Here is a 13,247-nt window from a genome sequence, read left to right on the forward strand (position 1 = left end):
AAGAGTAAAACGCTTTTTGCGGGGGCGCCCAGCTCGAACCCTTCGGGCAGCGTTTGCTGGTCATTTCTACTGCGTTATCGGCTTCTCATGTAGGCTAGCTACACGTCAAAGCCTCTGCCTTGTATAAATACCCAGCAACTCGCTGCAAAAACCAGCTCGAAAGAACAACACGCCCTAACTATGCTGTCATGGCTTGCGGTTGAATGTCGTCGTTATATTGCTTTCTAATTGACAGGAAGTAATCGAGATTTTGCTTCAGAGCTTTGACGCATTGCGGGTCAAACATCGAGCCGTTATTTGATTCAATGTAATCCATCACTTCACTGATTGACCAAGCCCGCTTATAAGCTCTTTTGCTCATTAGCGCATCAAACACATCTGCTAAGGTTACGATTCTCGCCTCTAGTGGTATGGATTGCTCACTTAAGGCATCCGGTAAGCCTGTACCGTCAAACCTTTCATGGTGATGACGCACGATATTCTTGAGGAATTGGATTTCGTCAGAACACATCGAATTATGATGGGAGAGGGAGACTACATCATTGATCATTTCTTCACCATACAAGGTGTGATTGTTCATTATCGCTCTTTGCTTATCAGTGAATCGCTCTGTACTAAATAGAATCTTATCGGGAATCCTGTATTTGCCGATGTCGTGGAATGGCGCGTAAAGCCGAATACGATGAATGAACTGATTAGTGATGTCAGCGTTACTGTGTGACAAGGTACGAGCCAACTGTTCGCTGTATTTACCCATTCGAATCAAATGTTCTTTGGTCTCAGGATCACGAGCATGTCCAAGATTGAGTGCGATGGCCAACGAAGATTGAAAATGTCGCTGTCGTTCAAACAGTTGAATGAACAAACTCGAAATAACTTGAGCGAGATAGGCGGCATCGCTTTGAACTAATGTTTCATCAAAGAAGTTGGTTGATGATGCGTTAATAAATACAAAGCCAAGGCTGTGTTCTTGGTATTGAATGGGCGTGGTATAGCTGCTTCGATGGCCAAGTTTAATGAGGTTGGAAATCTGTCTGGTTTGGTGAACCGAAGTTAGATCGTTGATGATTCGAATATCGAGGGATTCAGCTAATCGAGAAAGTGCCGATTCTGGTTTGATTTCCTGCTCGATGTGTCGATGCTCAGCCTCTTTACTAAAGGCGTCTGCAACAAAGTAATCTGACGCCTTATTGTCACTGCAAAGTATGACCGAAAGCCGAGATAATATGGGGTAATGTTCGCGAGCTAGCCGAAAAAGGTCATTAACAATGGCGATAATGTCCTTATCTTGAGCCGCTACTCTGTTGATCTGGGAGTAGTCAAACATGTTACAAGCCAACCTTTAATTATAGTTATATCATTGTTTCTTATTAGTATTTTTGTTTCATTAGTCTCAAATAAACCATAGCACTGCGTGCGGATAAAAGATAATAACAATAGTAATTAAATGGTTATTTCAGTGTGTTCTCATTAATTCTGTTAACTTGCACATAGGTAGGTGCAACAGCTAATCAATGAACAACTATGAGGTTATGCCTAGGATGGTTGATGAAGGTTTTTAAATTAAATGAAAAGATAAATAGGATAACTGACATGCTTTATGCCATCATAAAGGCATAAAGAAAGGCAATGGACATAATGCCTAAGTGATTGAGCTAGAAGCGGTCATTGATGATGGTGTTCTAGCGTATATTCAAGGTGGCGAGCTGCCTTGAAAAAGGTAATGTTATGACTGAAGAAGAAAGAATTGAACTGCAACAAAATAACCCGCTACACGGCTTAAAGCTTGAAACCATGATCACTGAGCTAGTGGATCACTATGGTTGGGAAATTTTGGATGCAGCAATGCGCATGAACTGCTTTAACACTAAGCCAACTATCGCAAGTGCTGTTAAATACCTTAAGAAGACTGAGTGGGCTCGTGAAAAGGTTGAAAACTTCTACCTTTACCGTTTCAAGCGTATGCCTAAAGCGTCAGACATTGAATACCAGATGCCACCTCGCTCAAGAACGTTCCGACATGGTTTAGAGCCTCGTGAACCAATGGAGTTAACGGTAGAGTCGATTCAAGCTTCACAAGCTAAAGCAGCTTCTGCTTTTAAAGCTCGTCGTGGCGGCAACGGTCGTAACTTTCGTCGTTAATAAAAACGACGCCGTTAAATAAAGCGAAGCCAATAATGACTCGTTAAAAAGCCTATCACTAGATAGAGCAGCTAACTAAAGTGATTATTACAAAATACAAAAGGAGCCTAAGCGCTCCTTTTTTCGTGTGTTCAGGTTAGTGCTATTGAGCCTTAAGCTTCGCGATTTCTCTTTTGGTTCTTCCAAAGATCGGCGACATAAACGATAGCGCTGACCAGCAAGAAGAGCGCTGACACAGAAAACAGAGCGGGCATTTTTAGGATCCACGCGAATGTGGCAGCAAGAAAAGCGACAAAGCAAATGAGTCGACTTGATGACATGACATGACCGAGTTTAATGTTCATAACGCCTCCTAATGAAGTCTCATTTTCGACAGGAGAATTATCCCATTTAGCATGAACAAAAGGCTAAAAAATAGTCTAAATTGTTATCAAATTTACTAATTAAACGACTGCTTTCACATATTTTAGGGTGGTTGTTTTATAATCAATAAAATAGCCGTGTGGTAGTTTAGAGGTGAAATTTTATCGGTGGTACTGATTGTTATTAACCTCAATGATCTTGTGCTTAAGTGGCACCAATTTAACTATCATAAAAGAAGTAGGCAGTGATTAGAAAACTCGCAATGATCACTGTGTTTCGAACATATTGTTGTGGAATGCGGCGAGAGATCTTCGCTGAGTAATAGCCACCAACCAATGTCCCCATTAAAACCGCCATGCCAGAGGGCCAATCAATCGACCCATTGACGATAAAAAACACAATTGCTGCAAGCGAGGCACAAGCTGAAACCAGCAGTTTGATCCCATTCATTACATTGATATTGGTGTAACCAGCAAGAGCTAAATAGCTTAATGTCACTATGCCTAATCCTGCGTTGAAATAGCCGCCGTAGATACACACAACGAGTAGTAATAGTGCTGAAAAAAAAGCCCCAGCGCTGGTGGCGTGTTTGTGTTTTTCTGTGGCGCGCTTAAGCCATTTGTTTAGTGTTCCGCCAAAAGTGAAAAGCAACGCTGCAAAAAGCAGTAACCAAGGTACGGACTGAGTAAATAAAGCTTCGGGTGTGTGTAATAACAAGAAAGCACCAATACCACCACCTAGTACGCACAAAGCAATGGTAAGCTTTAGCTGCTTGGTACCCGATTGGATCTCATGACGCAGTGCATAAGCGCCACTGATGTAGCCTGCACATGATGCAAAGGTATTGGTCGCGTTTGCGGCTATTGGTGGAACACCAGCAAATAATAAGGCAGGGAAGGTGATAAAGCTTCCGCCTCCTGCAATAGAGTTAAGCACACCGCCAATCACGCCTGAGAGAAATAGAATCAACCAATCCATAGTTTTGAGTCCAATGCGTTAAATGACTGGTTACCTTACTTTATTTTGTTAAAAATATCAGAGCTGAGCGTGTTGAAGGTGCTAGTTTGTGAGTTTGCTACCATCTTTAACTGCTGGTTCGTATTGAAAGTCGAAATGAAAAAAGGAGCCAATGGCTCCTTTCGTTGAGGTTTAATTGACTTGGTAGAGCTTTAAACTTCCACTGGTTTTGCTCTAAAGCTTTTAAATAGTTTCACTAGAATCGGGCTAGATAGAACCAATACCGCAAGGATAGTGAATGTCATCGTGATAGGGCGCTCCCACAGGAAGCTTAGTTCACCATCGCTGATCATCAGCGCACGTCTTAGATTCTCTTCCATCAAACCACCTAAGATAAAGCCAAGCAGTAGCGGTGCTAGAGGGAAGTTAGCTAACCTCAACGCAATGGCAGCCATCGCAATAATCAACATCACAAATACATCCATGGTGTTGAAAGAGACCAAGTAAACACCTGTGATTGAGAAGAACAAAATCATTGGTAGTAATACGGTTCTCGGTACAGCCAGCAGTTTAGAGATGTACGGGATAAGCGGTAGGTTCAAGATAACCAATACGATGTTACCAAAGTACATCGAGATGATTACCGACCAGAATACATCTGGGTGCTCCACAAATAGACGAGGGCCAGGTTGAATTCCATAAGCGATTAATGCACCTAGCATGATAGCGGTGGTACCAGAGCCCGGGATACCCAGCGTTAGAAGTGGAACGAATGAACCACTTGATGCTGCGTTGTTTGCCGATTCTGGAGCAACAAGACCACGAATGCTGCCTTTACCAAACTCTTTCTGTTTGTCTTTTGGTGCAAGGCTACGTTCCATACCATAGCTAAGGAAAGCGGCGATGGTCGCGCCAGCACCCGGAAGTACGCCAGTAAAAAAGCCAAGGATTGAAGAGCGAATTGAAACTGGAGCCACTTCTTTGATCTCTTCTTTGGTCACTTTCATGCTGCCGATATCAGACATCTTTTGGCTTTCTTCAGCACTGGTGTCTTTTTCTGGTTTAAGAATGCCCATTAAGGTTTCGCCCAGAGCAAAGGTTGCCATCGCCAGTAGTAGGAAGCTAAAACCGTCCATTAAGTCTGTTAGGCCAAATGTGAAACGCTCGACACCAACACCCTTGTCGATACCTACGGTTGATAGCATCAAGCCTAAGATAGTCATCATCCAGGCTTTGATAACCTGACCCGGGCCAGCAAACGCTGCTACAGCAGAGAGACCTAATAGCATCAGTGCAAAGTAGTCAGAAGACTGGAAGCTCAGTGATACACTTGCTAAAGCCGGAGCCGCGATTAATAGCATGATTGCTGAAAGCGTACCGCCAGTAAAAGAAGAGTACGCAGCAAGGGCTAGTGCTTTACCTGCTTGGCCTTTTTGCGCCATTGGGTAGCCGTCGAAAGCGGTTACAACGGTTGATGAACAACCTGGAGCGTTGATTAGGATTGATGACGTCGAGCCGCCAAATACCGCGCCGTAGTAAACACCTGCCATCAAGATTAGGCCAGAAGAAGGGTCTAGGCCGTATGTAATAGGGATCATCAACGCGATTGCTGAAATTGGACCTAACCCCGGAAGCATACCGATGAAGGTGCCAACGAAACACCCCACAATTACCATCATGATGTTCATTGGCATCACAGCGGTCGAAAGTCCTTGTAAAATTCCGTCTAACATAATGTTATCCCTACCAAAGAGTGAAGATTAAACCAGGCTCTAGGTAGATATCTAAGCCTTGAGTTAATAAAAGAAAGAACGCGATAACGAAAGGGAACGACGCGCCAAATAAAACCGCTTTACGACGCTCACCCAACAGGTAAAAGCCTGCAAGTAAGAAGAAGCTGGTTGCTAAAACAAAGCCAAGATAAGTCAGCCCAACACCGTACAGTGCCATTAACACCAAGAAGCCAATCAGCAGTTTCCAGTTCAGCGGCGTTGCGTCGCATGTGACTTTCTTATCCGGTTGTCCTGTTATTAGCAGGATCAATGAAAGGCCAATGCCGATAAACGTCAACAGGGTAGGTAAGGTTCTTGCTGTGAAGGGTTCGTACTCGTCACCGGGAAACAAAGGAATCAGCGTGGTTTGGTAGCCGTAGCACAAGCACGCCAGCATAAAGATCATGGCTCCGATGCGATCCTTCGAAAGCAAAGATTCCTTACTCAGAAATTTGGTTGGTAAGTCCGACATATCCAACTCCATTTGGGGTGTATAGAAAGTAAAAAAGCCGTACATGAGCGAGTTAATGAGTAATGTCTGGGATCACTAACCGAAGGTAAGCGAATTACAGTGCTGCTTTAGCCACTTGCGTCTACAACGAATCGGCAAGCTTTGGTAATACGTTACGAATAAACAAAGGAGTTTTAGTAAACTCATGTACGGCGAAACAAGGAAAGAGTAAGAGGGCACTATGACCCTCTATCGTTATTGGTTACTTCAAGAACCCTAGCTCACGCATTAGGTCACCCATCTGTTTTTCTTGATCTTCTAAGAAGGCGTAGAAGTCTTTGTCTGCTTTGTAGTTGTCGATCCAACCGTTACGGTCGCGAACCACTTGCCACTCATCGGTCTTGTACATTTTGCCTAATGCTTCATTCCATTCGTCGATCTTCGCTTGGCTAGTGCCTGGTGCTGCGAAGAAACCACGCCAGTTGGCAAATACTGTCTCGTTACCGTATTCAGTCAGTGTTGGGATATTAGGCGCTGCTTCAAGACGTTTCGGAGCTGTTACTGCCAGTACTTTTACTTGTCCAGATTTAGACATCTCTAGCACTTCACCAAGGCCGGTTGATAGCAGTTGCGTTTCACCTGAAAGTAGTGCTGCCATCGCTTTACCACCAGCATCATAGGCGATGTAACGAACTTTCTTAGCATCAAACCCTTCGCCTTTAAATGCCGCTGCAACTACTAGGTGATCCATGCTGCCTCGCGCAGAGCCACCAGCGATTTTTACTTTACGAGGGTTACTTTCGAACTCTTTTACTACGTCTTCCCAAGTGTTGTATTTAGAATCCGCAGACGCAACGATCGCACCATAGTCAGCAATCGTTGCAGCAACCGGTGTTAGGTCGCGGAAAGATTGAGGGAAGATACCTGTTAGTGAGCGAACAACGATAGGGGTAGAGTTCACCATTAATGTGTCTTCTTGACGTTGTGCCGTTTCAATTAGGTGAGCAATTGCTTTACCGCCGCCACCACCAGATAGGTTTTGGAAAGAGACATTTTCTACGATGTCTGATTTCACTAGTACATCACCAGTACCACGCGCAGTCATATCCCAACCGCCACCAGCGCCGCCAGGGATTAGGAAGTGGATTTTTTCTACGTCTGCAGCAAAAGTGTTGAAAGAAAAGGTTGCTGCGATAATAGAAGCCGCAAGAGTAGGTTTCAGTGCCTTGAACATGGTTCACGTTCCTTATGTAGGGGATCTCTTCAATGGAGAGAAACTTATGTTTTATATCTAGCTGCTAAACATCACTTTTGGGTGTTGCTAAGCAGATGAAGTTAAAGTTAACGACGTGTTAACGAATTGTCTCCAATGCGGCGATATTGAGGATAAAGAACATTGGGTGAATAAAGTTCATAAAGTTCACGGTGACGTGTTTTTGTCCATTTACTGTTGAATGATATCTGGATTCTAAAATCGTAGTTATTGTCTCAGAATGATTGAATTCATTGACAAAGGTTGGATTTAACTAGCGTTTTCTACTCGAGTGCATTGGTTGTTGGTCTATATTGTTAGATGTGACTACGATAACTATTTCTGCAAAAGAGTCAGGTGTATAGAGGTGTTAGATTTTAGATGTGGAATAATGAGTTACTATAGTTGATATGCAACTTAATTGGTATTGATTGCGCTAGGCTGTTAACTTTTGAGTTGGCGATTATTCAAGGATGAAATAATGGCATTAAAAAAAATTTCGTTACGCTTTACCGTTGGAACAATGTTCATACTCGCGACTGTGCTAACGGCTGTGGTTGCGGTCTCTCTTCAATACTACTTCAGTAAAAAAATGGCGACGGAGAATACTCTGTCAAAGTTGACGATGGTATCTCATGACCTGAGTGATTATATCGGCGCGATTGACTCTGACGCAGCCAACACCGCGCGTTTACTTGCTACAGTGAAACGATCTATCAGTAACAAAATATCGAAAGAAGAGTCGCGTAGTATTCTTTCTGAAGCCATTAAAGATAACCCTATCTTTTATAGTATTTACATTGGCTCATCCGATGAAAATTTCTTCCAAATTATTAACCTAGAATCTGCCCCTGTCGTTAGAGAGAAAATCGGTGCACAACAAACGGACCGTTGGGTTGTGGTTGAGATTCATAATAGAGGGGAGGAGCGCGTCCGTACGACGAAATATTTTGACCAGGAGTTTACGCTAAGAGACTCAACTACGGAGCAGAGCAACTACTTTCCAACGACCAGGCCTTGGTATGTTTCTGCCAATGTTCAGTCGGTCGAAAAAACTCAGCCATATCTTTTTCAGCATTTACAAATTACCGGGCAAACTTATTCTTTAGCGTTTGATGCGAAAATCGAATCTGAAGTTCAACATGTGATTGGTATTGATATTGTGTTGTCTTCTTTGGCTAGCAAACTCTCAGGTACGGCGCTTGGTTTAGCAGAAGACAGTAAGGTTGAGTCTTTCTTATATTCGAAATCGGGTAATATTATTGCGTCTAACCTCAAGGTTAACAATCAGGAATTGGAGTTTGATGTATCCACATTGATGCTATCGTCTGAACAACAAACCTTGGTTAACGATACCCCTCCGCTGTTAGTGTCTAATCAAAATGATTGGGGGCCGATGGACTTTTCAGTGGCGGGAAAGCCAAACGGCTATGCGATAGACCTTCTTAACATGATTGGTGAGATGACAGGGATCAAGTTTGAATTTGTTAATGGTTTCTCTTGGGGCGAGCTTGTCAGTAAGTTTCAAGAAGGAAGTATTGATGGCCTGCAATCGGTTCAAAATTATAAAAATAATGGCATAGATGGCCTATACACGACTCCAATTTATGAATTGCCATTTTCTGTCGTGACAAGGGTCGGTGCGAAGGTTGTCACTAATTATGCCGAGCTTGAGGGTAAAAAAGTTGCCATTTTATCTGGGTGGTCAATTATTCCTAAGTTAAGAGAGGACTTTCCGAACATTGATTTAGTTGAATTTGAAAACCTAGAGTCTGCATTTAATTCAATTGAAAGCGAAGAGAACTTTGCTTTCTTAGAAGCTGAACCCGTACTCTCGTTTGCATTAGATAGGTTTTTCCAGCCAGGCCTTGTTGTCAATGGGACTCTAGAAGATCTAAAACAGAACTACTCAAATCAATTCCATTTGGTGCTGCAGAGCAAGCATAAACAATTGCTTCCAATTATTGATCAAGCTATCAGCAAGTTAAGTGGTGAACAACTTGATGCCTTAGCAAAAAAGTGGCTGCATGATACCGGCTTTAATACGAATACGACTGTTCCTTATACTGAACTTTATGATTTGACTAAGGAAGCAACGGTTGAAGGCAGTATGGTAAGGGTAGAGTTGAATGGTGAGATTAAGCATCTCTATTTAAAGAAAATAGACACGGGCGAACACTACTCTGAATATTTTGCGGTATTGATTCCCGAATCTGAAATCTTTAGTACAGTCAATAAACGTCTAGCAACCTCTGTTGGTATAACGATGTTACTGATGAGTTTGACGTTGCCTATTGCTTGGGGTTTTGGTGCACCGATAGTGCGTCCTATTCGTCAATTAGAGGAGGAGACTCATAAGATCAAGATGCGTGATTATGATAGTGTCGAGCTTGTTGACACTCGAATCAAAGAAGTATGGGAGCTGTCTGTGGCAGTGAAAGGCATGGCGGCAGAGATTAAGCAGCATGAACAGACACAAGAGGCGTTTGTGGAGTCGTTTATCAAGCTTATCGCCCAAGCTATCGATGATAAATCCGCTTATACGGCAGGGCACTGTAATCGTGTACCAGAACTCGGCTTGATGTTGGCTGATGCAGCTGAGAAATCACAGTCCGATCATTTCAAAGATTTTGAGTTTGAAAATGATGATGAACGTCGTGAATTCAGAATTGCGGCTTGGTTGCATGACTGCGGAAAAATAACAACGCCGGAACACATCGTCGATAAAGGTACGAAGCTTGAGGCCAACTACAACCGAATTCACGAGGTGAGAACTCGATTTGAGGTATTGTGGCGTGATGCTGAAATAATAGCATTAACGAAACAGCTTGAAGGCAAGCTAGCGAACAAACAAATCCAAACAGAGTTGGCTGAAGCGCAACAGAAGCTACAAGATGATTTTGAGTTTATCGCGACGTCTAATGTTGGTGGTGAATTCATGAGTGATGACAAAGTTGCTCGTATTCGCTTGATAGCTGAAACGACTTGGACGCGTAACTTTGATGATCAATTGGGTTTATCGCCAATAGAGGCGATGAATCGGGTTCCTAGCTCAAGCTTACCCGCTATAGAGCAGCTTTTAAGTGATAGACCAGAACACATAGTCAAACGAGACCGACCATTAGAGTTTGATCCAAAGCATCAGATAAAAATGGATGTACCTGAACATCTATATAATCTCGGTGAGGTCTACAACCTGTGTATTGCTCGTGGCACTTTAACGGCCGAAGATCGATTCAAAATCAATGAGCATATGATAGGTACCATCAAAATGCTTGAAAGCCTGCCATTCCCGAAAGAACTTAGACGAGTGCCGCGCTATGCGTCGACTCACCATGAAACGCTAAAAGGTACAGGCTATCCAAGAAAGCTAATTGCAGAGGACCTTTCGATCCCCGAGCGAATTCTTGTGATATCGGACATTTTTGAGGCGCTAACAGCGGCTGATAGACCGTATAAGAAAGCGAAGCCAATCAGCGTTGCCATCGACATCATGCACAAAATGGCTTTGGATGAACATATCGACATAGAACTGTTTAGGCTGTTCCTAACGAGTGGGACCCACATTCGATACGCTGAAACGTACTTGAAGCCAGAGCAAATAGACAGCGTCGACTTGTCGAAATATCTCCAGAAAAGTGCTGCAGCTTAATACACCTAAATTAAAAGGTGCTTCCTACTCGATACAAGTTAGGTGAATACGCGGCCTACCTTTAACCTTTCAGGACTTAAAAGCGCACCCAATTGGTGCGCTTTTTTTATGTAACATCGGTATTTATGGATAAGTTCGCAACAAAAGCACGATGAAAAAAAATCCTATTTATTGACGTGCCGATTTATCGTTCGATAACCCACATTAATTGGGAATTCACCTGGTAATTTCATCAATAAAAAACTAAAAAAGTTCTAAATTACACACCTTTTAGCCATCACTTCACCTTCCAAATTGTTGAATTTAAGTACTTTTCATCTTTCACGGTGAATCACGCGGTAATTCACGCTTTCTTGATTAAGATTCTGAAAAATTTTTGAAGAATCCATTTTGTCATGTTTAAGCCAAGAACCATTAATGCTGTGTTCTTACTGCCATGTAGTTTGGCTGTGAGCCTAGCATGTTATGCAAACCCATTAGAGGGGAACCAACTAAAACCCGTAGAGGTAGCTTCAACCGTACAAGCTAACAACACGCAAGTTAGCAATGAGCAAGCGACGGTAAAAAATACCTTTGTTACGTTTTCAGCTTATCAAGTCGATGAAGCGCTACTAAATATCATTACTAACATGAGCACCTATTGCCGTGAGGTTGAGCTAGGGAAGGACGAGCTTCAGTGTGGTCCATACAGTGATGCGGAGTGGAAAACGGTAGAGCCACTTATTGCTGAATTGACCGATCACCAATATCAGGCCCGCAAGGGGCTAGATAGTGCTTCGTTGCCAAACCTGGCTTTGGACGAGGTTAAGCTTAACGAAGCTAACCCTTATATTGCTCCCATGACTTCCGAACTCGTGACCATTGCTCAACAACAGTCTGAACAGGGCAACATTCGCGCCTACCAAGAGCAAGTACCATCTCGTTTAGTGGCTGCTGGTGTGAGTGAAACAGAAGACTGGTTATCTGAAGCTTTTGGTGGCGCGCAGTTTGATTTAGGCGTCTCTTTAGCGAAAGGCAGCAAATGGCAAGTTGATCAGGTTGAAAGCCTGTTCCCTTTTTGGCAAGCCGACGATAAATCTTTGTGGTTTATTCAAGCGGGTGCGGTGTTTAACCAAGACGACTTCCATGGCCGAGACTTTTCGCACATTGGTACGGGTTATCGTCAACTCGCTGAAGATGAGTACTACGGGGTAAACACCTTTATAGATTATGACCGTCAGCGCTATCACCGAAGAATGAGCTTAGGTGTTGAGTACGGGGTGGGTTACGGAAACATGAGCTCCAACTTCTACTTTCCTCTGTCGAATTGGAAAGATTCGCCGGACGAGTATGAAGGGATGAGCAGCCTTGTTGAAAAGCCTGCGAAGGGTTGGGATCTCACGCTAGAAAGCTATCTGCCGATGGATACACGCTGGAAGTTGAGTGGTACAGCGGGTCAATACCTTGGTCGATACGTAGAACATCGCGATGGCAGTAACCCGACCAAAAACCCGTTGCGTTTCGAGTTAAACACCGAGTTTAAACCGACCAAAGAGCTGGCGTTCTCGTTGGGATACCAAAACGAGGAAGGGGCAAGTGAACAGTGGATAGCTGGTGTTAACTATACCTTGTCTCTTGGCGGTTTTTACGAGCCTGAGCGCCGTGAAGTTTTCCAAAGCTCATTACCAAAACAAGACCGTTTAACGGACTTTGTTGAACGTGACCATAACATTGTTTTGGAATACAAACAGAAATACGCAGAGATCAGTATTCGTCTGCCTGAATCGGTGGTGGTTGCAGAAAACTCTCAGCAGTCATTAGCGGAGTGGATGGAGGTGAAAGGGGGGCCTGACATCGTCTCTTACACCTGGTTAGGTACTGCTAATTCGTATCTGGACAGTCAGAGTGCTTCGGTACCTTTATTTACCGCGCCAAGCTACAGCTATGACGGCAACAATACACTGTCGCTCAAGGTTCGATACAAGCTAAAAAGCGGCCAAGTTAAAGAGTCTAACACCATGTCGATTACGGTCACTGACAGTAAGTTTCTTGAGTCAATTTCGTTTGAACCAGAAACCGCGACCGCGGGTGAAAGCATCGTTGCGAGTGCCTTATTGAGCAAAGCCGTTGCCGATATCCCGGTGACCTATCAAATCACCGCTGAAGACTTAACATCTTTGACGTTGGATGGTGAGACGTTAGAGCTAGAACCGAACCAAGCGAACTTCGTTTACCAAACCGTCACCAATGAAGAAGGCATTGCTGAGCTGGTTTTACTGAGTCATGTGGCGCAATCCGTTACGGTAACAGCAATTTACGATCAGAACGAACAAGACGCAAAGCAAGGCAATATCGAGTGGTTAAAGGGCAGTGTCTATCGTGTTGACCTGTTTCATGAAGGGCACCATCTAGATGAAGACCTATTCACGACAGAAGCCATCACGGCTTATGTGTTCGAAGATGAAGCGGCGGTCTTAGACCTTTCTCAATACTCGTTCCAATGGTTCCGAAGAGAGCATGATACTCAAAACGAATTCACCAAGGTGGCGAACGCCAATCAGCAAAAGTATGTGTTGAAAGGCGAAGACCAAGGGTTCCAGTTCAAAGTCCAAGTGACAAAGAAAAAAACGTCGGATTCAAAGTCGGCGACAAACAACAAGTAATTCATAACTAACAATA

9 protein-coding genes are annotated in these 13,247 nt (G+C 43.5%); 3 read left to right on the forward strand and 6 right to left on the reverse strand.

What is annotated here, in order from left to right; all coding sequences use genetic code 11:
• Positions 1–178: 178 nt before the first annotated feature.
• Entirely contained in the window at positions 179–1,327 is a 1,149-nt protein-coding gene (locus F0232_RS23810; RefSeq protein WP_253821986.1) for an HD-GYP domain-containing protein, read from the reverse strand.
• Positions 1,328–1,728: 401 nt separating this feature from the next.
• Between F0232_RS23810 and F0232_RS23815 the strand changes: the two genes are divergently transcribed.
• Positions 1,729–2,142 (forward strand): VF530 family DNA-binding protein, encoded by a 414-nt coding sequence (locus tag F0232_RS23815; RefSeq protein WP_061033489.1) that lies wholly within the window; start codon positions 1,729–1,731, stop codon positions 2,140–2,142.
• A 152-nt stretch (positions 2,143–2,294) separates the two neighbouring features.
• Here F0232_RS23815 and F0232_RS23820 read toward each other — a convergent pair whose 3' ends face one another.
• From F0232_RS23820 to F0232_RS23840, 5 genes are all read right to left on the reverse strand, one after another.
• Positions 2,295–2,486: a hypothetical protein gene (locus F0232_RS23820; RefSeq protein WP_061033488.1), complete on the reverse strand. Its 192-nt coding sequence runs from the start codon at positions 2,484–2,486 to the stop codon at positions 2,295–2,297.
• Positions 2,487–2,724: 238 nt separating this feature from the next.
• Entirely contained in the window at positions 2,725–3,483 is a 759-nt protein-coding gene (locus tag F0232_RS23825) for a sulfite exporter TauE/SafE family protein (RefSeq protein ID WP_105057211.1), read from the reverse strand.
• A 191-nt stretch (positions 3,484–3,674) separates the two neighbouring features.
• Complete coding sequence (locus F0232_RS23830) at positions 3,675–5,195, reverse strand: tripartite tricarboxylate transporter permease (protein WP_061033486.1); 1,521 nt, start codon at positions 5,193–5,195, stop codon at positions 3,675–3,677.
• Between the two features lie 10 nt (positions 5,196–5,205).
• On the reverse strand, positions 5,206–5,706 hold the full coding sequence (locus tag F0232_RS23835; protein ID WP_065677028.1) for a tripartite tricarboxylate transporter TctB family protein: 501 nt from the start codon (positions 5,704–5,706) through the stop codon (positions 5,206–5,208).
• A 241-nt stretch (positions 5,707–5,947) separates the two neighbouring features.
• Positions 5,948–6,919 carry a tripartite tricarboxylate transporter substrate binding protein gene (locus F0232_RS23840; protein ID WP_105057210.1) on the reverse strand — a complete coding sequence of 324 codons (972 nt, stop codon included), beginning with the start codon at positions 6,917–6,919 and terminating at the stop codon, positions 5,948–5,950.
• Between the two features lie 499 nt (positions 6,920–7,418).
• Between F0232_RS23840 and F0232_RS23845 the strand changes: the two genes are divergently transcribed.
• Entirely contained in the window at positions 7,419–10,589 is a 3,171-nt protein-coding gene (locus F0232_RS23845; protein ID WP_105057209.1) for an HD domain-containing phosphohydrolase, read from the forward strand.
• A 395-nt stretch (positions 10,590–10,984) separates the two neighbouring features.
• Positions 10,985–13,231: an inverse autotransporter beta domain-containing protein gene (locus F0232_RS23850; protein WP_171751040.1), complete on the forward strand. Its 2,247-nt coding sequence runs from the start codon at positions 10,985–10,987 to the stop codon at positions 13,229–13,231.
• Positions 13,232–13,247: the final 16 nt, after the last annotated feature.

Source organism: Vibrio sp. T3Y01, from assembly GCF_013114525.1.
GTDB lineage: Bacteria > Pseudomonadota > Gammaproteobacteria > Enterobacterales > Vibrionaceae > Vibrio > Vibrio chagasii_B.

Bases quoted from the DNA above. Each gene is read 5' to 3' on its own strand.
- F0232_RS23810 (WP_253821986.1), bottom strand. From the start codon at position 1,327: ATGTTTGACTACTCCCAGATCAACAGAGTAGCGGCTCAAGATAAGGAC.
- F0232_RS23815 (WP_061033489.1), top strand. From the start codon at position 1,729: ATGACTGAAGAAGAAAGAATTGAACTGCAACAAAATAACCCGCTACAC.
- F0232_RS23820 (WP_061033488.1), bottom strand. From the start codon at position 2,486: ATGAACATTAAACTCGGTCATGTCATGTCATCAAGTCGACTCATTTGC.
- F0232_RS23825 (WP_105057211.1), bottom strand. From the start codon at position 3,483: ATGGATTGGTTGATTCTATTTCTCTCAGGCGTGATTGGCGGTGTGCTT.
- F0232_RS23830 (WP_061033486.1), bottom strand. From the start codon at position 5,195: ATGTTAGACGGAATTTTACAAGGACTTTCGACCGCTGTGATGCCAATG.
- F0232_RS23835 (WP_065677028.1), bottom strand. From the start codon at position 5,706: ATGTCGGACTTACCAACCAAATTTCTGAGTAAGGAATCTTTGCTTTCG.
- F0232_RS23840 (WP_105057210.1), bottom strand. From the start codon at position 6,919: ATGTTCAAGGCACTGAAACCTACTCTTGCGGCTTCTATTATCGCAGCA.
- F0232_RS23845 (WP_105057209.1), top strand. From the start codon at position 7,419: ATGGCATTAAAAAAAATTTCGTTACGCTTTACCGTTGGAACAATGTTC.
- F0232_RS23850 (WP_171751040.1), top strand. From the start codon at position 10,985: ATGTTTAAGCCAAGAACCATTAATGCTGTGTTCTTACTGCCATGTAGT.